This is a genomic window from Pyxidicoccus sp. MSG2 (assembly GCF_026626705.1).
Classification (GTDB): Bacteria; Myxococcota; Myxococcia; order Myxococcales; family Myxococcaceae; genus Myxococcus.
On record NZ_JAPNKC010000001.1, the window covers coordinates 11,461,668 to 11,486,908 of the forward strand.

Annotated in this window: 14 protein-coding genes; 6 read left to right on the forward strand and 8 right to left on the reverse strand. The window is 69.4% G+C overall.

What is annotated here, in order from left to right; genetic code table 11:
* Positions 1–87: 87 nt before the first annotated feature.
* Positions 88–285, reverse strand: coding sequence for a DUF6289 family protein (locus OV427_RS44300; RefSeq protein ID WP_267862279.1), 198 nt, complete (start codon positions 283–285; stop codon positions 88–90).
* 152 nt (positions 286–437) lie between these two features.
* On the reverse strand, positions 438–1,559 hold the full coding sequence (locus OV427_RS44305) for a hypothetical protein (protein WP_267862280.1): 1,122 nt from the start codon (positions 1,557–1,559) through the stop codon (positions 438–440).
* A gap of 415 nt (positions 1,560–1,974) precedes the next feature.
* On the opposite strand from OV427_RS44305, the gene OV427_RS50665 reads away from it, so the two are divergent.
* Both OV427_RS50665 and OV427_RS44320 read left to right on the forward strand, forming a co-directional pair.
* Positions 1,975–2,898, forward strand: coding sequence for a response regulator (locus OV427_RS50665; protein WP_324290033.1), 924 nt, complete (start codon positions 1,975–1,977; stop codon positions 2,896–2,898).
* A 123-nt stretch (positions 2,899–3,021) separates the two neighbouring features.
* Positions 3,022–4,830, forward strand: coding sequence for an invertase recombinase-like protein (locus OV427_RS44320; protein ID WP_267862281.1), 1,809 nt, complete (start codon positions 3,022–3,024; stop codon positions 4,828–4,830).
* 33 nt (positions 4,831–4,863) lie between these two features.
* Here OV427_RS44320 and OV427_RS44325 read toward each other — a convergent pair whose 3' ends face one another.
* From OV427_RS44325 to OV427_RS44345, 5 genes are all read right to left on the reverse strand, one after another.
* Entirely contained in the window at positions 4,864–5,883 is a 1,020-nt protein-coding gene (locus OV427_RS44325; RefSeq protein ID WP_267862282.1) for an RNA polymerase sigma factor, read from the reverse strand.
* Positions 5,880–6,431 carry a dihydrofolate reductase family protein gene (locus OV427_RS44330; protein WP_267862283.1) on the reverse strand — a complete coding sequence of 184 codons (552 nt, stop codon included), beginning with the start codon at positions 6,429–6,431 and terminating at the stop codon, positions 5,880–5,882. The genes OV427_RS44325 and OV427_RS44330 overlap by 4 nt, the downstream gene beginning before the upstream one ends.
* Before the next feature lie 239 nt (positions 6,432–6,670).
* Entirely contained in the window at positions 6,671–7,516 is an 846-nt protein-coding gene (locus OV427_RS44335) for a fatty acid desaturase family protein (protein WP_267862284.1), read from the reverse strand.
* A complete protein-coding gene (locus OV427_RS44340) occupies positions 7,513–8,946 on the reverse strand; it encodes a cytochrome P450 (RefSeq protein WP_267862285.1) in 1,434 nt (477 codons plus the stop codon). Before OV427_RS44340 ends, OV427_RS44335 begins: the two co-directional genes overlap by 4 nt.
* An 11-nt stretch (positions 8,947–8,957) precedes the next feature.
* Positions 8,958–10,985 (reverse strand): lipoxygenase family protein, encoded by a 2,028-nt coding sequence (locus tag OV427_RS44345; RefSeq protein ID WP_267862286.1) that lies wholly within the window; start codon positions 10,983–10,985, stop codon positions 8,958–8,960.
* A gap of 77 nt (positions 10,986–11,062) precedes the next feature.
* Between OV427_RS44345 and OV427_RS44350 the strand changes: the two genes are divergently transcribed.
* The 4 genes from OV427_RS44350 to OV427_RS44365 all read left to right on the forward strand — a co-directional run bounded on the left by OV427_RS44350 (position 11,063) and on the right by OV427_RS44365 (position 23,807).
* Positions 11,063–13,126 (forward strand): lipoxygenase family protein, encoded by a 2,064-nt coding sequence (locus OV427_RS44350; RefSeq protein WP_267862287.1) that lies wholly within the window; start codon positions 11,063–11,065, stop codon positions 13,124–13,126.
* A gap of 117 nt (positions 13,127–13,243) precedes the next feature.
* On the forward strand, positions 13,244–15,025 hold the full coding sequence (locus OV427_RS44355) for an RCC1 domain-containing protein (RefSeq protein WP_267862288.1): 1,782 nt from the start codon (positions 13,244–13,246) through the stop codon (positions 15,023–15,025).
* A 379-nt stretch (positions 15,026–15,404) separates the two neighbouring features.
* A complete protein-coding gene (locus tag OV427_RS44360) occupies positions 15,405–16,607 on the forward strand; it encodes a sensor histidine kinase (RefSeq protein ID WP_267862289.1) in 1,203 nt (400 codons plus the stop codon).
* Positions 16,608–16,823: 216 nt separating this feature from the next.
* The gene (locus OV427_RS44365) at positions 16,824–23,807 is read left to right on the forward strand and encodes a non-ribosomal peptide synthetase/type I polyketide synthase (protein ID WP_267862290.1); all 6,984 of its coding nucleotides are present in this window, start codon (positions 16,824–16,826) and stop codon (positions 23,805–23,807) included.
* A 25-nt stretch (positions 23,808–23,832) separates the two neighbouring features.
* Here the strand turns inward: OV427_RS44365 and OV427_RS44370 are convergent, their stop codons facing one another.
* Complete coding sequence (locus OV427_RS44370) at positions 23,833–25,233, reverse strand: DHA2 family efflux MFS transporter permease subunit (protein WP_267862291.1); 1,401 nt, start codon at positions 25,231–25,233, stop codon at positions 23,833–23,835.
* Positions 25,234–25,241 lie beyond the last annotated feature (8 nt).

Consider the following 25,241-nt stretch of genomic DNA (forward strand, 5'->3'; position numbering starts at 1 on the left):
ATGCTCGAACGCCCCCGTCGGACTCCTCCTGCCGAGGGGGGCGCTCCTCGCGTTGGCCGCTGCACTGGCGTAGCGGCGCTGCAATGGCTAGCACTCCAGGATGTACTCGATGTACTGCGTGCCGGTGCCCCAGTAGTACAACCCGCCGCACCAGCACCCCCATTGCCCGACCAGGTTCGTGTGGGCAGCGTCGCTGTAATAGTTGCGCAGATTGTCCGGGCTGACGGAGCAGTCGGGAAGCGGGGCCTTCTGCGACTCCAGGTCCAGGGCGTCCTCCTGCTCCATGGTTCCGCCACATCCCACCGACATCAAAGCCGTCGCAAGCAGACCACCGAATTGCATTGTTCGCATGAGTCCTCCGTGAGGGGTACTGCCCAAATCATACGCGGAGAGTGTCTGCCGTGGGTATGCCTCACGGAACCTCGCGCAGACGAACTTCAGAACTTCGGATCTACGGCCGCGGGGTTGCGACGCACGGAGTCGATGGCCTGCGCGCGATCCAGGCCGCCGCTGTCCATGAGGAAGAGTACGGTGGGCTGTCCCAGCCACGAATAGGGCAGGAAGGCCTTCGCGAAGCTGCGCTCCGCCGACGGCTGCTTCTCCATATATTGGACCGACTCTTCGATCTCTCGCACCACCTCCGCCAGCGAGTCATCGAAGGCCTTGCGCAGCAGCGGTTCCCCGGGGGAGGCACAGTAGTGCCTGGCCTCGAACTTCTTGATGATGCGGGCACGGGTCAGCTGATCGTTGAAGAGGCGCACCGGGTTGTCGTCGACGATGATCACCTTGTCCGAGACCGCGTCGTCCTTCTCGGGATTGTCGACATTGAAGATGCGCAGATCCTTGGACGGCCCGATGACGGGATTGCCCGTCTTCGGCCCCTCGGCCTTGTCCTGCAGGATGAGGTGGCTGTTGGTGAGGATGCCGGCGATCTCGGGGGACTGGGTGAGCGGGGTACCGTGGAACTTCCACTGCGCCAGCCGCGCGAGGGTGGGATCGTCCAGGTTGGCGGAGAAGAGGACCACGGCGCCGCCCAGCGCCCGGATGCGCTCGAAGGCCTGCTGCCAGCCGGGGATGAGCTTCACGTTCGGCGTGCCGGCGGCCAGGGGCTCCTGAATGACGAAGTCGGCGCAGGTGACGGGCACCTTGTCCGGGTGGTACTGGCTCCAGAGCGTCTCATCCAGGTCGAACACGACGATGAACTTCGCCTGGCGGAGCTGCTCCACATCCAGGCGGCGTTCGAACTCGTTGCTGCGCACCCGCTCCAGGGCCACGTCGAAGGCCTGCTTCGGCTCGGTGTTGGGCCTGGCGCGCAGCTGGTCCCGGTAGTGATTCTGCAGCTCGACGGCCTGCGCGCGGGTGAGCGAGTAGCGCTCCATGAGCCGGCGGATGGCGAAGGACGGCGGAGGAGGCGTGTCGGAGTTGGAGTACTTGTCGGTCCACAGCGGCAGCGGCTGCAGGACGAGATCTCCGAGCGGATCGCAGTGGCAGGCCGCAGGGGTCGCGGGCCGTTGGGTTTCGGCGCCTGCCACGCAGCCAGCGAGCGGAGCGGCAGACATGAGGGCAACGAGCAGCGGCATCGACAGCGCGGGGAGCCGGTTCAGGGTACCTCCCGGGGTTGAGGGAGCCGCCGTTTTATGTCCGCTCGGAGTATGTGTATAGATTCCCTCCGCCTCCAGTGCCTGGGAGATGCCGGGCGCGACCCAGGCCGCGTCCGCCTCCCAGGTCGAGATTCTGTTACTGTTGTTTCAACGATACGGAAATGTCTGGAATGACTTACCGTTGGTGGAGGCCACGTAGCCGTAGGGACGCGCCTTGGGCAGTTTGGTTCGCGTCCAGCCCTTGCCGTCGTGGGTCAGCAGGCGGTTTCAGCGCGAGGCATACTCGAGCGCACGGGAAGGCGGCCGCTCCCCTGGCTGCTCAGCGGACGTGGGGCCCGGCCCTGCGATGTACGGAGTGCCTACCCTTTGGGGCATGACACGCTCAGACACGGAGACAGCCAGCATCCTGCTGGTGGATGACATCCCGGCCAACCTCGTGGCGCTGGAGGCCATCCTGGCGCCGCTGGGTCAGCGCCTGGTGCTGGCTCGCTCGGGGCGGGAGGCGCTGGCGGCGCTGTTGCAGCAGGACTTCGCCTGCATCCTGCTCGACGTGCAGATGCCTGAGATGGACGGCTTCGAGACGGCCCGGCTCATCAAGGGGCGGGAGCGCACGCGCCACGTGCCCATCCTCTTCATCACCGCCTTTTCCGGCGAGGATTCGCTGATTCAGCGGGGCTATGCGCAAGGAGCGGTCGACTACATCGTGAAGCCCTTCAACCCGGACATGCTGCGCACCAAGGTGGCGGTGTTCGTGGACCTCTACATCCAGTCGCAGCACCTGATCCGGCACGCGGGGCTGTTGCGCGACCGGGAGCGTGAGGTGATGGGGCGCGAGGCCGAGGAGCGGCTCAGGGCCGCGGCGCTGGACGAGCTGCAACTGGCCCCCGAGCCGCTGGTGCTCACCGATGCGCTCATGGCCGCCGCCCCGGTGCCGATGGCCATCCTCTCCCCGGAGCTGCGCGTGCTGCGCGTCAACGACGCCTGGGCCCACCTGTGGGAGACCAGCGCCGCCATCCTCGCCGGACGCCGGGTGAGTGAGGTGGCGCCTGTTCTGGCCCAGGACCTCGAGGTCCCCGTATTCCAGGTCCTCTCCTCGGGGCGGCCCCTGACCGACCTCCACCTGGTGCCCGCGCAGCGCGACGGCGCCCGCCGCAACGACCGCCTGCTGGCGAGCTACTTCCCGCTCTCGGCGCGCGAGGGCGCCCCGTCCGCGGTCGGCGTGCTCTTGCGCTCGGAGTCCGGCGAGCTCGCGCAGCCCTTCCACCCCGAGGCCCACCCCTCGCGCAGCGTGCACTGAGGCTGCCGGGGGCGGGGTCGAGGCCTTCAGCTACGCTGGGCGCGCAGCAAGGCTTCGGCACGGCCCCCCGCTCGAAGGAGAGTGTGGTACGAAAGATCCGTTTCTGTGAAACGGAGGCTCGTGGTGACGTTGTTTCGAGTGTATCTGGCTTCGCTGCTGGTCCTGGTGGCCGCCTGCGGTGATTCGAATCCTGATGTGACGCCTGACGCTGGACAGACCCTTTCGGACGCAGGCTCCGAGACGGTGGACGCGGGCGACAAGACACCGGACGCAGGCTCCGAGACGGTGGACGCGGGCGACAAGACGCCGGATGCAGGCGAAGTGACGCCGGACGCGGGAGTCGAGATTCCCGACGCAGGCGACGTGACTCCGGACGCAGGAAACGAGACGCCGGACGCAGGCGACGTGACTCCGGATGCCGGAAGCGAGACGCCGGATGCAGGCGAAGTGACTCCGGACGCCGGAAGCGAGACGCCGGATGCAGGCGAAGTGACGCCGGACGCAGGCGACCAGACGCCGGACGCGGGAGACCAGACGCCCGACGCAGGCTCCGGGACGCCCGACGCAGGCTCCGAGACGCCGGACGCGGGCCCGCATCCCGAGGTGAGCGTCATCGACAACTGGGGCTTCGAGGAATGGCCCGGTGCGCTTCCGGAGAAGTGGTTCGGGAGCACGTCGAATATCGACATCGGCGGAGTGCAGAAGGTGACGACGAACGCCTTCGAAGGCGTGAACGCGGTCCGGCTGGCCAACTCTTCGACCACGCACAAGCGCTTCAGCACCCTGGCGAAGTCGATGCCCGCCGGCCACTACTCCTGCACCTACCAGGCGCGGGGCACCGGTGACGTTCGAAACGCCTTCTTCGACGACGACTACTCCACGTACTCGGGCTACACCACGGTCGACTCCGCGCAGTGGAAGAAGCTGGCGTACAACTTCAACCTCGCCGCCGACGTCTTCGACACCTTCGAGATCATCTTCAGCGTCCGCAATACCAGCGGCGAGAATCTGCTCATCGACGACGTGCGCTGCGTGCGGGCCGCCGAGCCGTGTGACGCGGTCAATTGCGAGGCCTGGGAGCGTTGCGAGAATGCCACCGCCACCTGCGAGCCGCTCTCCGGTCGCTGCAACGACGCTGCTGACTGCAGCGAGTGGCAGGCCTGCGATGATACCCACACCTGTGTTGTCGCTGAGGGGCGCTGCACCCGCCACGCGGATTGCGCGAGTACCCCGGAGACACCGGTCTGCGAATCCGCCACGCACCTCTGCGTCGAGGGCGACCCCTGCGCCGGTGTCATCTGCAGCAACCCGGCGACGACCTGCAACCCCACGAGTGGCGTGTGCGAGCTGGCCGAAGGGGCCTGCAACACCACCTACGACTGCCTCGGTGCGCTGCCTGCCTGCGACCCGGCAACCCGGCGCTGCGTTTCCGCCACTCACTCCTCGAACATCATCCGCAACGGTGGATTCGAGGACTGGGACACCTATTACATCCCCTACTACGGGGACAACTACATCCCCGACTACTGGTACGGCATCGACAACGGCGTCAGCGACCCGGGCACCGAGATCAAGCCCTCGCGCCTCGTGCACTACACGAACGTGGTGCACGGCGGCTCGACGGCGCTGCAGTTCGTTGTCCCGATCCAGGTGGCCGAGCGCTTCACTTCCGAGAAGTTCGACGTCCCGAGCGGCAACTACTTCTGTTCGTATCGGGTGCGAGGCCACGGCAGCATCCGGCATCGCAGCTATTCGAGTGCTGGCTGGAGCCCGCAGACCGACTTCCTCGTCGTCGACAGCGACGAGTGGCAGCCGGTGTTCTTCCGCTTCACCGGCAACGTGCACGACTGGCGCTTGTTCTTCTATCCGAGCCGCAGCGAGGCCGACCGCGACCACCTTCAGGTCGACGACGTCGTCTGCACGAAGGGCTAGGAACACCGCTCCCAGCCGCGCTCCGTCCCTCTCCTACGGGAGAGGGGCGGGCGTAGGCGCCGCTCCCGGCCAGTACCGATAGCCGTTCACCTGGAAGGGGACGTCGAGCTCGGCGCAGATTTCCGCAATCACGTCCGGGGTGAAGAAGTAGTTGCGGACCCGGGCGATGCGGTCGCCATCCGTCTCCATGGTCATCACCGTGCGGACCCTGGGACCCTGCGAGTGCTCGTACCAGAAGAGCAGGACCCAGGCGTCGCGATGCCGGCGCACCTCGCAGCGCGGGATGGTGCCGAGGTAGCCCGCGAGCAGCTCGGCCGGGACGCCGCCGCGCTCGTCGTAGGTGATGGGGGACATCGTCCCCGCGAAGGAACCGGTGCGCGGGTCCTTGGGCGCCTCGGGCCCGTATTCGGTGACCACGCCCACGATTTCCACGGTCGCGCTGTCGAGCAGTAGCGCCGTGAGGCGCTCCATGTCCCGGGCGTTGAAGGCGTCGCAGAACGCGTCCAGGGCTCCGGGCGTGGGCTCGCGGGTGGGCGCTTCGTCCAGCGGTGCCGCCAGCCGCCCCCGCCCGCGGTGGAGTGCGGCCTTCACCGCACCCACCGTCGTGGAGAGCGTGTCCGCGATTTCCTCGAGCGAGAAGTCGAAGACGTCCTTGAGCACCACCGCCGCGCGCTCCTGGGGTGGGAGCCGCACGAGCAACGTGCCGGCTGACTCGCGCGACGCGCGGGGCTCCTGGCCGGGCTCGACGACTGGATGCGCCGCGGCGGTCAGCTCGAGTCGCGAGCGGCGCACGCGGTCAATCCAGAGGTTCGACGCCGTCCGGAACAGCCAGGCCCTGGGCCGTGGGACGTCGCTGAACACAGTCCCAAGTGTCACGAAGGCGCGCATGAGCGCCTCCTGCACCAGGTCCTCCGCGTCCCACGCGTTCCGGGTGAGGTGGCGGCAATAGCGGTAGAGCTCGGGCCGGAGCGTCTCCACGAGGTCGAGGAAGCGCTGCCATGACGTCTTCACGTCGTCCCTGAGCGCGTCGATGGTGGGCGGGGGCTTGTTCATGTCCGGTGAGGCTCGTAACAAAGCACGACGAGGTTGCGGCCCAGTTGGGTCGTGCGGACCAGGTCCAATTTCTGACGGAGCCCCGTGGGAGGAAAGAGCGGCGTTCCCGAGCCGAGCAGCACGGGATGCACGATGAGTCGGTACTCGTCGATGAGGTCGTGCCGCGCGAGAGTGGAAACCAGCCCTGCGCCGGCCCACGCCACGAGCGGCTTGCCGGGCTGACGCTTGAGCTCGGTGATGGTCTCCGCGACACGGTCGCGGACGATGCGGGTGTTGTTCCACGCCGCCTGCTCGAGCGTCCGTGACAGGACGAGCTTCGGCAGGGCATTCATCTTGCGGGCGAACGCGAGGTCTGCCGCCGAGCGGGGGTTCACTTCGGCGTTCGGCCAGTAGCCCAGCATCAACTCATACGCACGTCGGCCATAGAGCGCGAGGCCGACGGAGTCGATCATCTCGTCGCAGTACTGCTCGAACTGAGGGTTGCCATCGTCGAACCAGTCCAGCTCGCGGTTCGGCCCCTCGATGTAGCCATCGAGCGACACGATCATCGAAACGAAGAGGCGCCTGACAGGGGATTGGGTGGTCGTCATGCAGGGGAGACGAACCAGGGCGCGGAAAAGATACGGCGCCGTGTTTCCTCGGGCACCCGGAGCGCGCGCTGGACGCGCGCTGCCCCAGCCCCTCGACATTCGAAGCAGGCGCCCGGTGTCCGCCTGCCGGCCTGGCCGGCGTCCCCACCCCGGGCGCCCCCCCGCGAGTTGCGCCTTCCAATTCGTGCAGCGGAGCCTCAGCGAGCCAGGGGCTCGACCTCTCCGGGGCTCAGTTCGATCTGCGCCTCCGCGCCGGACCACACGAACGGAATGCCGGGCTGGCGGTAGAGCGTGACGGGAATGTCCCGCGAGAGCTGCGCGTGGAGCGCGGGGAGCTGGGACCAGTGCAGGCCATGCCGCGCGTGGTGGGCGGTGTGGTAGCCCAGGTTGCCCGTCACCAGGTTGTAGCCCCGATGCACGATGTTGTACGAGGCGTGGGTGTGCTCCGCGGCGTCGAGCCCCGCGTGGTGGAAGTACGTGGCCCAGACCGTCACGTAGAGGGACACGCACATGGGGAGCAGGAACACCCAGAGCGCGTTGTACCAGTCATGCCAGAAGAGCAGGCCGAGCAGCGCCACCTGCAGCGCGCCCATCCCCAGGAAGATGCGGAAGGCCCGCGGGTGCTCCCGCCCCACGCTGAACGCGCGAGGATAGGCCGTGAGCGTCGTGATGATGGAGAACTCCTGCTCGCCCATCGCTGTCCCGTCGCGGCGCTTCCAACGGGCCTCGTCCTTCTCCTGGTCGAGGTAGTTGCGATGGTGGCCGAGCACATGGTGCAGGAACCATCCATGTGACGTCGCCCCGGTCTGGAAGCCGAACACGATCTCCAGGAGCCGGTTGGGAAGGGCGTGGCGGAACATCGACACGTGCTGGTGGTGGTGGTTCCACGCGCAGATCCACCCCTTGGGAATCACCCACAGGGCGAGCCACAGGATGGGGAGCCACCAGCTTCGCGCGGTGAAGTACACCGTCAGGTCCAGCGCGAAGGCAGTGAAGAACAGCAGGACGGGGATGCGGTCTCGGGGATGTCGGAACAGGGTCATGCGCTCTTCGATGCGGGGGATGGACGGGCTCGGATGGAATGTTGATCGTACTCGGACTGCCGGGATCTCAACCTCCCGGTGACGCCCTTGGGAAGGACGACGCCGAAGAAGAAGCCCTCCTCGAAGGGCTCCGTCGAGTCGACTTGGACCTGGACGCGGGAGGCAATCGTCGTCAGCGCCGTCTGGAGGTACAGCATGGCGAAGTCCCCGGCCACACAGGCGCGGGGGCCACGGCCGAACGGGAAGAAGTGGCCGCTGCCGAGCGGATCCCTTGCGGCGCCGCCGTCCAGCCAGCGCGCCGGCTCGAAGACCTCCGGGTTCGCCCAGTGGGACGGATCCCGGTGCAGGTGCTGGTTCGAAATCATGAGCGTCGTGCCAGCGGGCCACGTTACTCCCGCCAGCTGCGTCTCGGCGGACGGCGTCCGGAGGAAGATGCGGACCGCGGGCAGGATTCGCAGGGCCTCGTAGGCGACGGCCTCGGACCACGGCGCTCCGCGCAGCCGCTCGACGCTCAGGGGCGCGTCCGCGAGCGAGGTGGCCTCGGCGGCCAGTCGCGCCTCGGCCTCGGGGTACTTCTGGAGCTGGTGGAAGGCGCCGACCAGGGTGGTGCTCGAGGAGAAGACGCCCCCGAAGAAGAACCCGCCGAGCAGGTGGGCATGCACCGTGTCGTCGAGCTCCGGCATCTCGCGCAGCGTCCACGACATCAGGTCCACCCGATGGGGGGCCGGAGCCGCGCGCGCCGCGCGAATCTTCTCGGCGAACAGCCCGTAGAAGCGCTCCCGGGCCGCTGCGAAGCCCTTGGGCGGAGAGATGAACTTCAGTGGGAGCTTTGCCTGGATGCGCGCGTCGGCGGCCGCGGCCAGGAGCATGAAGTCGTCGTAGACCGGGGTGGGGATCTTCTCTCCCACGGTGGCCACGCAGAAGGCATCGAAGGTCAGCCGGCGCAGCGCGGGCGTCAGGTCGATGGACGGCTCGCTCAGCAGGGCCTCCACCGATTCGGCCACGGCGGCCCGCAGCGGTTCCACCTGGGCGGCCCGCCAGGCGTGGGTCCAGGGCTGTGCCAGCGGGTCCATCCCATGCTTGCGCGACCAGTCCTCGCCCTGCTTCGCGATGAAGGGCGTGTCGTCCGTGGTGGAGTGACGGATCTGCTCGCCGATGTTGCCCTTCTCGAACTCCAGCCGGCGGGTTTCCAGCACCTCCTCGATGAGCGCGGGGTCGTTGAGCACCAGCGCCGGGCCAGGCCCCATCCAGATGAGGGTGCGGCCTCCGTACGTGCGCCCGTAGCGCGCGCAGACGTCCCACGGCGGGGCGCCGAGGAAGTCTCCGATGTTGCCCAGCAGGCCGGGTGGGGGCCCGGGCAGGCTCGCGTAGGCCTTGCGCCGCGCGCCGAAGAACAGGTTGAACAGACCGCGGGAAAGCAGGTTGGGCAAGGGCGTGCGCCTCAGACGGTGATGCCGCAGGGAATCCTGTCGGGACGCAGGACGGTGTAGGGGACCTCTGACTTCGCGTTGCGCGCCTTCACCACCTCGAGCTGGGTGCGCAGCCGATCCTGGAACCTGTTGCGGATGGCCGCGAGCTCCGGCTCCTGGAAGTAGTCCTCACGCCAGCCGCTCTCGTGGAGGAGGTACTCCTCGTCGTCACCGAAGCTGGACAGCGCCCGGCCGATGGCGACCTGCCAGAGCGTCTGGGACTTGCTGGGAATCATCGCCGCGATGTCCTCCGGGCCGATGACGCCCTTCTGCCTCGGCGGCTCCCGGCGCAGGCAGAGCGGGGCGTTGGGCACGAAGGCGTAGTGCTCGTACTGGAGGTAGTTCACCGCGGCGTGGTGGACGCTGACCGTGAAGAGGACCGTGGTCAGGATGTCCACGAGGTCATCGACGCGCCGGAGCTCCCGGCAGGGCAGCTTGTCGACAGGCAGCCCCCGCTCGGTGAGGTCCGTCCACCAGTGCCGCAGCTCGGCGTCAGCCGCGAGGTCCGCGTCGGACCGGTAGAAGTGCCGGAGCGTGCCACCGACATACTCCTCGAAGGCGTCCCACAGCGGCAGGGCGTCGTCCCGGTAGGGGTAGTAGGGGAGGACGGCGGGGTCGAGGACGCCGCGGCGCTCGAGGTCCAGGCGGGGCTTGTTGTCGGACAGCTTCCAGCGCTGGAAGCCCTTCTTGCCCAGCTGCAGGTGCCCCTTGTCGGGGCCGCCGGTGGCGATGAAGTCGTCGAAGACGCCGCCCTCGGAGAGCAGGCCCTTTCGCGCGCCCTCGTTGATGGCGAGCGTGTAGCGGAAGTGGCGGCGGAGCAGCTTGTAGACGGGGTGCGGGTCCGGGAGGTTTCGCATCGTCGCCATGACGAACGGCTCCGCCACGAAGTGGGTCCGCAGCGCGTGCCCCACCATCTGGTGGGTGTTCCCCTCGCTGCAACGGACGGAGACCTTCGCCGCCAGCCAGTCGTATTCGCCGTCATTGGGCGTGAAGACCGGGGCGGTCTCCGCGTCCCTCCCGAGCTGGATGGCGATGGGCCGCAATTGGCGCGTGTCGTCCAGGTACAGCAGGCACCGGGACGCGGGCGCCCAGCGCCGCTCCTCGACGCCGTCCTCGCCAACCTTCCGGAACATCCGGATGCCCTCGAGGATTTCGAAGTCGATCAGGAACAGGCGCTTCGCCTCGAAGGCGCGCGCCAGCGTGTCGCCCGGTGCCAGCACGCCGTGGACGTCCGCCTCTGACAGGGGCATGCCCGCTGGCAGGTGGGTGATGGACTGGATGTGGAGGGGATTGATGCCCTGGACGGCCTGCCGCGCGAACTCCAGGTCGTCCTTCCAGCGCTGGGCGAGCTGGGGCATCTCGATGCCCTTGAAGAAGTCGAAGATGTCGACGAGCCCGTTCCACGCCTTGGACAGCACGGGCAGGTGCAGCTTGATGGACGCCAGCGTCTTGGCGATGACGACCTCGTAGCTGCCCTCGCTCAGGCCCCGGTACAGCTCGTCCTTCGGAAGTGGTCGCTCCTTGCTGATGTCGAGCGCGCCGGGAAGCCCGGCGGTCGCCTCGGCGGGGCGCCAGGGGTACATGCGCTGGCGGGCCTGGAGTTGCTCGTGACGGGCCCGGGCCTCGCGCTCGTTCTTCACCTGCTGCGGCAGCCTCGCCGAGCCCTCGAGGACTTCCGTCGTCGAGCCGCCCGGGACCCACCGGTAGAAGGGGAAGAACCAGCTCCTGCCGCCCGACGTCACCCAGACGGTGTCGAGGAGCCAGTCGCCCGCGACGCCTCCGGAGTTGCTGAACCGCAGCAGCACCAGCTCGCCCACATCCTCCGCGACGACGGTGTAGACGTCCTCGGCACCGGCCTCGAAGTCATTGTGGAAGCGCTTGTCCAGCGTGTGCGGACCGCTCTCTCCCCGCGTACCGACCAGCACGACGGAAATGGTGGAGTCCGTCCCCGCTCCGAGTCGCGAGTCCGTGCGAATCGTGAGCTTGTATTCGACAGTCATGGAACCCTCGGCCTGGCGCGGCCAGAAGGTAGGTCGGACAAAGTGAACACTGCAAGCCATGGTACTCTCGATGGAAAATGCTCACCGCGCTGCGACGCCTGATGGAGTCCCTGGGGGTGGGGGGACGGGGGAAGGGCAACGAGGTCCTCGAGCCGGAGGAGCTTGCCCGGTGGTACTCCGGCCTGGCGCTCGAGGAGCGGTTGGCCCTCAGCCGCGAGCTGGCACCCCGCGTCCGCGCGCCCCGCCCCAAGAGGGAGCAGGCGAGCCTTCCCGCTGTCGCCGTGGGGCGCATCGTCTTCCAGCAGGACGGCCCGCACGGCCCCATGCCCCTGCATCACCTCAAGGTCGAGCTCTGGGACCGGGACTTCGGCGCTCCCGACGACTTCCTGGGCGAGTGCTTCACGGACTCCGAAGGCGGCTTCTCCATCCGTTATGACCCGGAGGATGCGGGCGCTGGAGACCTGCCGGACCTGGAGGTCCGCTTCTTCGAGCCCCAGCACACCTTCCGCGAGGATGGCCGGGTGGTGGAGACCTGGCGGCGCATCGGCTCGGAGCAGGGGCCTGACAACCATGGTGGGCTCCATCACGACTTCGGCACCCTGCGGCTGCCCTACTGGGAATATGCGCCGGGGACACCGCTGGCCCGGTTGTTCGTGACGGAGGAGGGGACGCCGCCGACGGCGTATGCCCCGGGCCGGGCCCTCGCGATGCTGAAGGCCGTCGCCCCCATCGAGCTCGTCAAGCGCCAGCACCTGCTCCAGGCCCGCCTGGGACACGCGCCGGGCCTGGACCGCATCCAGGCCGACTACCCGGAGTCGATGACGGTCCGCATGGAGCGGGAGGCGCCTGGCTCCACCCGGAGTGACGCCTTCTTCGGAGAGCGGCTGCTCAACGGCATGTTCTCCACCATCCTGGACCGCGACCCCGAGGTCCCCGGGGATGCCCACGCGTTCCGGCTCTACCTTCCCTGGAACGCGTACGAGCAGGACGGCATCCACTGTCTGCCCGACGTGGACGTGAGGCTGCGGCTGGTGGAAGGCCGGCTCATGCCGGTGCGCATCATCCTGGGGATGCGCGAGCCCGGCGCGACGGCGCCCGGCTCACCCGTGACACGCCGGACCTTCACGCCCGCGGACGGCGCGGACTGGGAGGCGGCCAAGCGCATGGCCCGGGTGAGCGCGACGTTGGACACGGAGCTGGGCAACCACCTGGGGCAGTGCCACTTCAACGTCGAGCAGTACGCTATCGCGGCCCACCGGAACCTGCGGCACAACCCCCTTCGCTGGCTGCTGATGCCCCACCTGCGCGAGGTGGTCCTCATCAATCACGCGGCCGATGGGTTCCTCGTCGGGCCGACGGGTTACATCACCCGGGCCAGCGCGCTGACCGAGCGGGCCATCGAGTCGCGACTGCAACATCTGATGGGCAGCTACGATTGGCGGGGCTTCGCGCCTGCTCCGCCCGTGTGCGAGGGGCATCGGTATGCCCAGGCCGCGGGACTGTTCTGGAAGCTGCTCGGCGAGCACGTCGACGCCTTCTTCGCGGAGCACGGGGCCGAGGTGGAGGCGCGGTGGATCGAGGTGCGGCGTTTTTCGGACGACCTCGTGGCCCACTCCGCGCCCGCCTTCGTGTGCCGGTACCTTCGGGCGACGGTCCCGGGGAAGGACGCTCCCTGGTTCGTGCGCTCGGAGCGAATGGACCTGGATGAGAAGGCCGTGGAGCCGACGCCGAAGGCAGTCAGCGCGGTGACCCGGACCGACGTGCCCCAGCCAGGGGAGATGGACGCGCTCAAGCAGCTCTGCCGCTACGTCATCTACTTCGCGACCTTCCGGCATGCGTGGGCCAACAACCTCCAGTGGGAGGACGCTGGCGAGGTGCTCTACACCTGTCTGGGATTGCGCTGGGGAAAGGGCGGGGCGTTGTCGACCGAGGCCGACCTGGATGTCGCGCCTCCGCCCGACGCGGCCACGGAGATGCTGTGGATTTCGTGGATGCTCTCCAAGACGAACTACGGACTCCTCCTGGCCAACGAAGAGGCCGACGTGCACCCGCGCTTCGTGGAATTGCTGCGGACCCACGCCTCCGAGTTCGCCGCGCTCGGCCTGGATATCCGGACGGTCAGCTCGCGCATCAACATCTAGGCCAGAGGAGGATAGATCTCGGTGACTCCCTGTCCGTTCATCTTGCCGGAGCAGTTCCCGCGTGCCGGAAGGAGTAGGGCGTACAGCCCATGCGCGCCGACCGTCGAGAGGATTTCCGTGCTGAGGTTCTGCGTGAGCTGGCTGCTGGTACCCCTGATCATGCTCGTCGCCAGCCCCGCGGCGGCGGATGACGTGGCGTGGGGGAAACCGGTGAAGGGAGTGCAGCTCGGCCTGTCCATCGTCCCTGGCAGCGGGCCGCTGCCCACCGAGCTGGAGCTCGAGGCCGTAGCGCGCAACGTGACCTCCGAACCCCAACAGCTCTCCGTCGAAGCTTGCGACACCGTGCGCTGGACGGCCTTCACCCTGCTCCATGTGCGCACCGCCAGCGGGCGCGTCTTCAGCTACCCCATTGGCGATAACGTCGATGTTGCCAACGTTCACCCTCATGGACCGGTGAACCTTGCGCCCGGTGAGACGCTCCGCGAGCGCTTCTCCCTGAAGGATGTCGTCCGGAAGCCGACGGAGAACCCCGGGGACGCGGAGCTGTGGACCCTCCTGGAGACACCACAACAGGTGGAGTTGTGGATGGAGCTCGTGGGCGGCGTCGGTGTGCCTCGCATGCTCGGTGGCCACCTGAAGCACCGCCTGGGTCTGCCCTCCACGAGAGCGCCATCGCAGGCAGGGCGCTGCGTGTCCCAAATCTCCGCGGGAGGAAGTGCGGCCTGCGCGCTCCTTCGCGACGGCACGCCCTGGTGCTGGGGCTCCAGCCCGCCTGGCGCTCACGGCACCGCGGAGAATACCCAGGACAAGAGGGGGCTTTCGCCACGACCGCTGCCGCTGCTGGCGCGCGGCGCCGTCGAGCTGCGCACGGAGCTCAACATCGCGTGCATGCGGACCTCCACGGGCGCGGTGTACTGCGCGGGGGGCAACCTCGACGACTCCGTAGCGTCCTACGGGGAGCCGGGCGGACATCCCGTGCGCATCCATCGCCTGGAGGGAGCCGCGGAGCTGTATGGAGCGCAGTGCGCCCGGGTGGCTGATGGCACGCTGGCGTGCTGGAGCCTGCTCGGGACTCCCCCACCCACCCCCGACGGGCTTGTCGCCATCCGTTGGGAGGAGTCCGCTCCGGGAGTAGTGCAGGTGGCCACGGGCGGCGGTTTCACCTGTGCGCTTCGGCGGGATGGAACGCTGTGGTGCTGGGGGGCCAACGAGAGCGGTCAGCTCGGCGTCGGAGATGTCACGCCACACACGGGGCCGACCCGGGTCTCCAAGCTGCCTCTGGAGGTGGTCTCTGTCGCCGCGGGGACGAGCCACGCGTGTGCGGCCCTGCGCGACGGCTCCCTGTGGTGCTGGGGGCGCAGCGAGTACGGCGCCCTGGGACTGGGAGATGTCCACTCCAGCTCCGTGCCCACCCCTGTCTCCGGAATGAGCGAGGTGGTGCGCGTGGCAGCGGGTTTCCAGAAGACGTGCGCCTGGAAGAAGGACGGCTCGCTCTGGTGCTTTGGAGATCTCCTGATGGAAGCACCTTCCCAAGCGCTCGCCATGGTGCCGGTGGAGATGAAGGAACTGGGCCGCGCGGTCGAGGAGGTGGTGTTTGGCTTCCGCCACGCCTGCGTGCGCACCTCGGGCAAAGGAGGGGAGGGGAATGTCCTCTGCTGGGGCGAGAACACGGAGGGCCAGAGCGGAGGCCCCGAACCTCGTGCGCTCGCGTCTCCCCTGCGCGTGTCGGGGCTGAAGGGCCAGGCCGTCGCGTTGACCGCCGGAGACTCCTTCACCTGCGCCATCACCACCGAAGGCTCAGCCTGGTGCTGGGGCCGCGGCACCGGCGGAGAGCTCGGCACGGGGCGCAAGAGTTCCAGCGCGCGTCCCATGCGCGTCCGGTTGCCCTGCCCGGACTGACAGGCGCACCACGCGGTCGGCCCCTCCGCTCCAGCCCTCGTCCCCAACAGGGCTCTCCACGAGGTCCTGACAGTCGGTGCTCCTGGCGCTCGGCGTACACCGGGTCCAGGTCCACTCACTCTGGCGGCGTCGGCAGGCTGTACCCAGCGTGCGACGGCCTCACGGCCCTCGGAGGGGGCAACCGAGGACGGCTGTGCGATGCTTGTATCAGATGAAGACAGTCACACGACAATGGCTTCAGCGGCTCGGTGGTTTCGCTTCCGCTGGAGGTGAGCGCGTTCCCGGCCGCCTCGACGCCATCCGCGCCGGGTACGTGTTCTGCGGAATTCTTTGTATCGCCTGCGTGGTCCTGGACTGGGCCATCCTGGGTCGGGTGACCTTGACCACGCTGCCGGTCCGGTGCGTCTGGGGCGGCACGATGATCGTGCTCGGGCTGCTCAGCCGGGCCCCGCTGGATGAGCATTCCTGGCATGCGACGCTCGTCGCGGTGGTGACGGCGTTCTGCTTCCCGGTGATTGTCCTCCAGACGGGAGGCTCGAAGAGCCCGCTCTTTCTCTGGAACATCGCCATCCCGCTGTGCTTCATGGCGATTGCGCATGGTGACCTGCGCGCCGTTGTTGTCAGCACCGTCCTCAACGCGGTCGGCATCATGGTCATCGTCGGGAGTGGCGGCGTCGGCGTGGGCGAGGCCGCGCTCTGGGGCGGAATGAGCGTGGTGGCCGGCCTCATCGGGATGTACGGCACCTACGCGCACCACCGGCTCATCCAGGACAAGCTGCGCCACGAGCGGGAACGCGCGGAGACCCTGCGGCAGCTCGCCGAGAGCGAGCGGCGCAGAGGCCGCTCCGAGCGGCTCGCGCTACTCGGGCAACTCGCCGCGGGAGTGGCGCATGAAATCAACAACCCCCTTACCTTCGTGAGCTCGAACCTGCGCCATCTGGAATCGCTGCGAGCGAGCGGCGAGGCGTGTGCCCCTCAGGAGCTCGCGGAGATTCACAGCGAGACGCTCGAGGGGGTGCGGCGCATCCACCAGATTGTCCGGGACCTGAAGAGCTTCTCGCGCGATGACTCGAGCGATGGCGACACCAGCTCCGCCGCCGAGGTGGTCGCGGAAGCGCTCCGGCTCGGGAGACCGAAGCTGCACGGAGGCGTGCGCGTCATCGACGAGGTTCCCTCCCAGCTTTCGCCCGTGCGGCTCGGAAAGGGCCGCTTCGTGCAGGTGGTGCTGAACCTGCTGACGAACGCGGTGGACGCGACGGCCGCCACGGGAGCCCCCAACGGGTCAGAGATCCGCATCGGTGCGAAGGAGCAGGCGGAAACGGTGGTCCTCCACGTCGAGGACAACGGGCCGGGAATTCCCGAGCACGTGCTGGAGCGCATGTTCGAGCCCTTCTTCACGACCAAGCCCGCCGGGGTGGGGACCGGGCTGGGGCTCGCGCTCTGCCGCGAGTACGTCGAGCGGGTGGGAGGAGCCATCACCGCCGAGAACAAGGCGAGTGGTGGCGCCCGATTCATCGTCACGTTGCCGATAGAACGCCCGGCCAGCCAGGCATCCGCGAACGGCCATGGCGTCGCGGCCTGAGCACATACCCCTGGTGGCTCGCCCGCTCAGGCGGGCGTTCAATGGGCGTCTCGGCGGCTCGTCCGGCAAACGGACAAGAGAGCCCCAGGCCGTTAGTTTTCTCTGAACAACAGCCAATGCGTGTTCGGGGTCGGCTGGCCGAAAGGCGTGTCGCCCCGAACCCAGCCCCGTTGGCAGCGCACGTCGTTCCCGACCCACCAGCAGACTTGAGGGCGAATGCCGCATCCCGTTGAGTCGCAGTCCCACCACGCCACGGGCCTGGAGTCGAGCAGCGGGCCCCTCTCGTACAACCAGCAAGCACTGTGGTTCGCCTCCAAGCTGGACCCCATCGCGTACAACCTCGCGTACGGGTTTCGACTCAGGGGCGCGTTGGACCCGGAGCTGCTGAAGCGCGCGCTGGCGCTGCTCGTGGCTCGGCACCCCGTGCTCCGCACGACCTTCTCCGAGACGGAGCGCGGGCCGCACCGGGTCCTCCATGGCCGGATGGACTTCGAGTTCCAGCACGTCGAGGCGGCGCACCTCGACGAGGCCGCGATGCTCCAGCGGCTGTATTCCGACGCGGCCCGCCCCTACGACCTCCAGCACGGGCCGGTGCTCCGAAGCGCGCTCTACACTCGCGGCCCGGGCGAGCACGTGCTGCTGCTGGCCTGTCACCACCTCTCGCTGGACGGCGGTTCGTTGGGCCTGCTGCTCCAGGACCTCCAGCGCAGCTACGTCGCCGTCGCCAGCGGTCGCGAAGTCGACCTCGGGCCCCCGCCCACGCGGGACTATGGCGAGTTCGTGCAGTGGCAGTCGGAGTGGCTGACCAGCGTCGAAGGTGAACGGGCGCGCACGTGGTGGCGCGAGCAGCTCGCGGGATGCACGCCGGTGCTGAACCTGCCGACGGACCGTCCCCGGTCGGCCCGGCAGAGCTTTCGTCAGCACACCCACGTGATGACGCTGGACGAGCCCCTGGCCCAGGCGCTCGCGGCGCTGGCGAAGGGGGAGGGCACCAGCTTCTATGCGCTGCTGCTCGCGGCCTTCCAGGCCCTGCTCCATCGGCACAGCGGACAGGAGGACCTGCTGGTGGGAGTCCCGTCCTCGGGGCGCAGCGAGGAGTGGCACTCGCGGGTGGTGGGGTATCTCGTCAACACGCTCGCCGTGCGCTCCCGGGCTTCGGCGGACGCGTCCTTCCGGTCCTTCCTCCAGAACACCGCGCGCACGCTGCGCGAGGCGCTGGCCCATGGCAGCTACCCGCTCCCCAAGGTGATTGAAGAGCTGAAGCCGCCGCGCGACGCGGGCCGCTCGCCGCTCGTGCAGGCGACGTTCACCCAGATGCCGCGCCTGCGGCTCGATGCGTCCTCGGCGCCGCCCCCGTTCGAGCTCGAGCGGCTCACCGCCTCCAACGTCGGACTGGCCGGCGATCTCTCCGTCCACGTCCACGCCACCCGCGACTCCGGGACGCAACTGCTCTGGGCGGTGAATGCCGATGTCTTCGAGCCTGCCACCGTGGAGCGCCTCGCCGCGCGCTACGTCACGCTGCTGGAGTCCCTCCTCACCGGGCTCGACCAGCCCCTCGCCGCGCTGCGCCTGCTCCCGCCGCAGGAGGAGCACCAGCTCGTCGTGGAGTGGAATGCGACCGCGACGGACGTCGAGTCGGAGGTCTGTCTCCACGAGCTGTTCTCCCGGCAGGTGGCGCGGACGCCGGACGCCGTCGCGCTCCTGTTCGAGCGCGAGGCGCTGACGTACCGGGAGCTGGACGCGCGCGCCAACCACCTCGCCCATCGCCTGCGGCGGCTCGGAGTAGGGCCCGAGGTCCGCGTGGGGCTGTGCGTGGAGCGCTCGCCGGAGCTGATTGTCGGGCTCCTCGGCGTGCTGAAGGCGGGGGGCGCCTACGTCCCACTCGACCCGGCCTATCCCTCCGAGCGCCTCGCCTTCATGGTTGCGGACGCGCGGCTCACGGCAATCGTGACGCAGCGCTCGCTCGAGGATCGGCTGCCAGCGAGTGACGCCGCACGGCTCTTCATCGGTGCGGGAGGGGAGGACTTGACGGGCCCGTGCGACGCACCCGACAGCGGCGTGGGCCCTGGCAATGCGGCCTATGTCATCTACACCTCGGGTTCGACGGGCCGGCCCAAGGGCGTCACCGTCGAGCACCGCCAGGTCAGCAACCTGCTCGCGACACAGCCCCGGGTGTTTCCCCTTGGTACAGGGGACACCATGCTCCAGTTCGCCTCGGTGAGCTTCGACATGGCGGTGCAGGAGATCTTCTCGCCGCTCGTCTCGGGGTCCGCCCTCTGCCTCGCGCGGCGGGAGTCGCTGGTGCCCGGACCGGAGCTCGCGAGCCTCCTGCGAGAGCGGCGCATCTCCGCCGCCATCCTCTCCCCGTCAGCGCTCGCGGCGCTGCCCGCGGGGGAGTATCCGGCCCTGAAGACCATCATGGTGGGCGGCGAGCCCAGCCCGGAGCCCCTCGTGGCGCGCTGGAGCGCGGGCCGCCGCTACATCAACGGCTATGGGCCCACCGAGGCCACCATCTACGCCACGTGCGCGCCGTGCACCTCGGGCGCGCCGGTGACGCTGGGCCGGCCCATCGGCAACGTGCGGGTGTACCTGCTGGACGCACGGCTCCAGCCGGTGCCGCGTGGGGTGGCGGGTGAGCTGTACATCGGCGGCGCCGGAGTGGCACGTGGCTACCTCGGTCGCCCCGAGCTCACCGCCGAGCGCTTCATCCCGGACTGCTTCAGCGACACGTTCGGGGGCCGCCTGTACCGGACCGGCGACCTCGCGCGCCAGCTGCCCGATGGCCGGCTCGAGTTCCTCGGACGGGTGGACCATCAGGTGAAGCTGCGCGGCTTCCGCATCGAGCTCGGAGAGATTGAGTCCGGGCTGCGCGTGCACCCGGACGTGCGCGATGTCGTGGTGCTCGCCCGTGAGGAGCCCTCCGGTGGGAAGTTCCTCGTGGCCTACACGGTGGCTCACGAGGGCCGCGAGCTGGAGGAGGTCGGGCTGCGGGCCTTCCTCAAGCAGTCCCTGCCCGAGTACATGGTGCCCTCCACCTTCGTCGCGTGCGAGCGCCTGCCGCTGACGTCCAACGGGAAGGTGGACCGCGCGGCGCTGCTCGCCATCCCCGTGCAGCGGGTGCGCGTCCCCCGCTCTCGGCCGCCCGCGAGCGAGGCCGAGCGCACCGTCGCGCGCATCTGGCAGGACGTCCTCAATCTCGACCAGGTCGGCGCGACGGAAAGCTTCTTCGACCTCGGTGGACATTCGCTGCTGCTGACGCAGGTGCGGGCCCGGGTGGGGCAGGCCTTCGGTCGCGAGCCGTCCATGGTGGAGCTGTTCGAGCACGTCACCGTCGAGTCCCTCGCGGCGCACCTCTCCGCCCAGCCCGCGCCGGAGCTCCCGAGCGCCAGGGCGCTGCCCCCGGCGGAAGGGGGACATGCGGTGGCCATCATCGGCCTGGCAGGACAGTTCCCGGGGGCGAAGGACCTGGAGCAGTTCTGGCGCAACCTCGCCGCGGGCGTGGAGTCCATCTCGCAACTGAGTGACGAAGCGCTGGCCGGGGCCGGCGTCCCCGCCGCGCTGTCTGGCCGCTCCGGGTATGTGCGGGCCAAGGGCGTGCTGGAGGGTGCGGAGTTGTTCGACGCGGACTTCTTCGGCGTCAACCCGCGCGAGGCGAGCCAGATGGACCCGCAGCAGCGGCGCTTCCTCGAGTGCGCGTGGGAGGCCCTGGAGGACTCGGGCTATCCGCCCCAGTCGCTCGGCGCCTCCGTCGGTGTCTTCGCCACCTCCAGCGCGACGAGCTACCAGCCGCTCCCGGCCTCCGAGGAGCCCGCCGACACCTACCAGCTCAAGCTGGGCCTGGAGAGCGACTTCCTGGCGACCCGCGTCTCCTACAAGCTGGACCTGCGTGGGCCGGCGATGACGGTGCGCACGGGCTGCTCGGGCTCGCTCGTGGCGGTGCACCTCGCCTGCCGTAGCGTGCTCTCTGGCGAGTGCGACCTGGCGCTTGCGGGAGGCGTGGCCATCTCGGTGCCGCTGGCGGGCGGGTACGTCTACCAGCCCGGGATGATTCTCTCGCCCGACGGCCACTGCCGGGCCTTCGACGCACGGGCCGGGGGCACGGTGCGGGGCAACGGCGTGGGCGCCGTGGTGCTCAAGCGGCTCGACCGGGCCCTGGCCGATGGGGACACCGTCCACGCGGTGATTCGCGGCTCCGCGCTCAACAACGACGGCGCGGGCAAGCTCGGCTACACCGCGCCGAGCATCACCGGACAGACCGAGGTCATCCGCAGAGCACACGACGCGGCTGGTGTCCTGCCCCACGAAGTCTCGTTCGTGGAGACCCATGGGACAGGCACGCCGTTGGGGGACCCCGTCGAGGTCGCCGCACTGGCGAAGGCCTTCCAGCGTGGCACCGGCCCCCGGGGCTCCTGCGTGCTGGGCGCCACCAAGCCCAACATCGGTCACCTGGACTCGGCGGCGGGAATCGCCGGGCTCATCAAGACGGTGCTTTGCCTGCGCCATCGCCAGCTCCCGCCCGTCGTGCACTTCGAGCAGCCGAATCCCGCGCTGGGGCTGGGCGGGACGCCCTTCTCGGTCAACGCGCGGCTCTCGGACTGGACTCCGCCCGACGGCCTGCCGCGCATCGCCGGGGTGAGCTCCTTCGGCATCGGCGGCACCAATGCCCACGTGGTGGTGGCCGAGGCCCCGGTCATTCCCTCCGTGGAGGAGACGGAAGGCTGGCGGGTGCTGCCCCTGTCCGCGCGCACTCCCGCGGCGCTGGCCGCGACGGCGAGGCGCCTGGGGGAGGCCCTGGCCTCGCGCACGGAGGTGTCTCTGGTCGACGTGGCTTACACGCTCCAGCAGGGGAGAACCGCCTTCGAACATCGCACGGCGCTCGTCTGCCGGGACGTGCCGGGCGCGAGGCGGGACCTGGAGCGGTTGGCGCGTGAGCTCTCGGAAGGGGAGCGCTCCGCGAGCGTGGTTCGGAGCAGGGAAGTGGTGTTCCTGTTCCCCGGTCAGGGCGCGCAGTACCCCGGCATGGCGCGCGGGCTCTACGCCGCTCACGCCGTCTTCCGTGCCGAGGTGGACCGGTGCTCCGAGCTGCTCCTGCCGCACCTGGGCCAGGACGTGCGCGAGTTGCTCCTCCTGGAGGACGCCTCCGACGAGCGCATCCACCAGACGGTGCTCGCGCAGCCCTGCCTCTTCGTCATCGAGTACGCGCTGGCCCGCCTCTGGATGTCCCTGGGGCTGACCCCGACGGCGATGGTGGGCCACAGCCTTGGCGAGTACGTGGCCGCCTGTCTCGCCGGTGTGTTCTCACTGGAGGACGCGCTGGGGCTCATCTGCGCCCGGGGCCGGCTGATGCAGGCCGCGCCCGCCGGAGCCATGCTCGCCGTCGGGCTGGATGCCGACGCCCTGCGCCCGCTGTTCGACGAGCACCTCTCCATCGCGGTGTACAACGCGCCCGCGCAGACGGTGGTGGCGGGCACGGTGGAAGCCATCTCCGGGTTGCAGCAGCGGCTGGAAGCGCGCGGCATCGTGTGCAGGCGCCTGCGGACCTCGCACGCCTACCACTCGCCCATGATGGAGCCGGCGCTGGAGCCGTTCGCCGAGCAGGTGCGGCGCATCCCGCTCGCGGCACCGGGCATTCCCCTCGTCTCGAACGTCACGGGGACATGGATGACGGCGTCGCAAGCGATGGACCCGGATTACTGGGTCCAGCACCTGCGCCAGCCCGTGCGCTTCACCCAGGGACTGACGTGTCTACTGGAGGGGGCAGAGCGGTTGTTGTTGGAGGTGGGCCCGGGCCAGGCCCTGGGCGGACTCGTCCGCCAGTGCTCGGGATTCGGCGCGTCCCATGCCGTGCTTTCGTCGCTTCCCAACCCGCGCACCGGGGCCGACGACACGGAGTTCTTCCTGGCCCAGGTGGGCGAGGCCTGGAGCCGCGGGGCGACGGTCGACTGGCGGGGGCTGACTCCGGGCGAGCGGGGCCGGCGCGTCTCTCTACCGACGTACCCGTTCGAGCGGCGACGCTACTGGGCCGAGCAGGCGTCGCCGCACGCCGTCCCTTCGCTGCCGCCCAACCGCCAGCATATCGAAGTGCCAGCGCCAGTCCTTCCGGCGACCGCGAGTGCTTCGCCCACGGAAGCAGACCCTACGCACGAAGCCCTGACGCGCATCTGGCGCGAGCTGCTGGGCATCAGCACGATGGGCCACCACGATGACTTCTTCGACCTGGGTGGCCACTCGCTGCTTGCCGTGCAGCTCGGCACCCGGATTCGCGAGACGTTCCAAATCGACTTTCCCCAGCAGCGGGTGCTCGAGCACCGGACGATTGCGCGGCTGGGCTCGTTCATCCAGGAGGCCACGCGCGCGACACCCTCCGCGACACCCTCCAGGGACTCGTCGCTGCTCGTCGAGCTGAACCGGGGAGATGCCCGAAGGCGTCCGCTCTTCCTGCTCCACCCGGTGGGCGGCACCGTCTTCACGTACCAGTCGCTGGCGCGCATGCTCGATCCGGGCTTGCCCATCTACGGCGTGCGTGCGCGAGGGCTGGAGCCCGGGGAGGCCCATGCGGGGAGCATCGAGAGCATGGCGGCCCTGTACCTGGAGGCCGTGCGCACCCGACAGCCGTCCGGGCCCTACCTGCTCGCGGGGCACTCCTTCGGGGGCGTGGTGGCCTACGAGATGGCCCAGCAACTGCTCGCGCGGCGTGAGCAGGTGGAGCAACTCGTGCTCATGGACTCCCCCGGTCCAGGGCAGATGCCGGTCAGCCTGGGCTCGCATGAGGAGATACAGGAATACTTCCGCCGCATGGCGCCCGAGCTGTTCCGCGAGCTCTTCCTGAGCAACACCGGGAGCGAGGGCTCTCTGGAGACCTTGCTGCCTCGCAGCGAGGTGTTCCTCAAGGTGTTCCAGGAGAACGCCGCGGCCATGTTCGCGTACGCCCCGCGCCCATACCCGGGCCGGCTCGTCTTCTTCCATGCCCGGGAGCGTGACACCACCAACCCACCGCATCCCGAGCTGGCGTGGATTCCGCTCGCCACCGAGGGCGTCGAGGTCCACGTCGTGCCCGGCAACCACGTCACGATGCTGGCGGAGCCCCACGTCAGAAGCCTCGCGAAGAAGCTGCGCGGTGCGCTGGAAGAGCGACGGGAGTTCCCCGTTCCCCCGCCCGTCTCGGCGGAGGCGCGCTCGGAGCTCGCGAGGACAGGGTAGCGGTACCGGGACTGGCCGGAGGCGCTCAGCGTCCGGCGACGTCCGGCGCTCGCACCGCGGCCGCGAGCGCTCCGAGGGCGGCCAGGGCCGAGGCCACCTGGAAGCCCCGGTCCACCGCCCGCGTGAGTGCCTCGGCCGAGTCCGGCTCCGCGCGTCCGGCGAGCATCGTCGTGAAGATGGCGCCGGAGAGCCCCACGCCGAGCGCCATTCCCGCGTAGCGCGAGGTGGCCAGCACTCCAGAGGCGATGCCCTGCCGGTGGCGCGGGGCCGCGCCCAGCAGCGCGCTGTTGTTGGGAGCGATGAACATGCCCGCGCCCAGCCCGCACACCGCGAGCCCCACGGCCACGTGCGAAAGCGGTGTCGAGGCGCCGAGCCGCGACAGCAGCAGGAGCCCACCCGAGAGCACCGCCATGCCCACCATCGCCGGCCAGCGCGAGCCGATGCGGTCCGACAGAGACCCGCTCAGCGGCGCGGCCACCATCATCACCACCGGCTGCGCCGTGAGGAGCAGTCCCGCGTGGGCCGGGTCCAGCCCGCGCGCCTGCAGCAGGTAGAAGGGCAGCAGGAAGACGAGGCTGTAGATGCAGATGTAGTTGAGCAGCGCGGTGGCGCTGGCCGCGCGGAAGGTGACGTTCCTGAAGAGGCTCAGGTCGAGCATCGGCACGCGCAGCCGCCACTCCAGCGCGACGAAGGCGCCCAGCACCACCGTCGCGCCCGCGAGCAGCCCCACGATGCCCGGCGAGCCCCAGCCCCACGCATGGCCCTGGTTGAGCCCGAGCAGGAGCGCCACCATGCCCGCGAGGAAGAGCACCGCGCCGGTCCAGTCGAAGGGTTCGTCCCGGGCGATGGGCGCGTCACGCGGCACGAAGCGCAGGCTCAGCCCCATTGCGAGCAGCCCCACCGGCAGGTTCATGTAGAAGACGGAGCGCCACCCCAGGTGCTGCGTGAGCCAGCCGCCGAGCGACGGCCCCACGATGAGCCCCAGGTACGTCATCATCGCCTGGAGGCCGAGCACCCGCCCGCGTCGCTCGGGCGGGAAGCTGCCGGTGAGGATGGCCGCCGAGTTGGAGAGGAGCATCGCCGCTCCCACGGCCTGGAGGGCGCGGAAGGCGATGAGCGCTTCGACGCCGGGAGACAGTCCGCACAACGCGGAGCTGACCACGAAGCCGCCGAAGCCCAGCACGTACACGCGCTTGTGCCCGTGCGTGTCCCCCAGCCGGCCGAAGCCGAGCAGCAGCCCGCTCACCGCCAGCAGGTACACCGTCACCACCCACTGGATGGTGGCCACGTCCGTGCGCAGCTCCGCGCGCAGCACCGGAAGAATCGCGTTCACCACGCTGCCGTCCAGCGCGGACATGAACGTGCCCGCGCCCACCGCGAGCAGTACCCATCGTGCCGAGCGCCCCCCGTGCACGGGGGGCGTCACGGTGGACG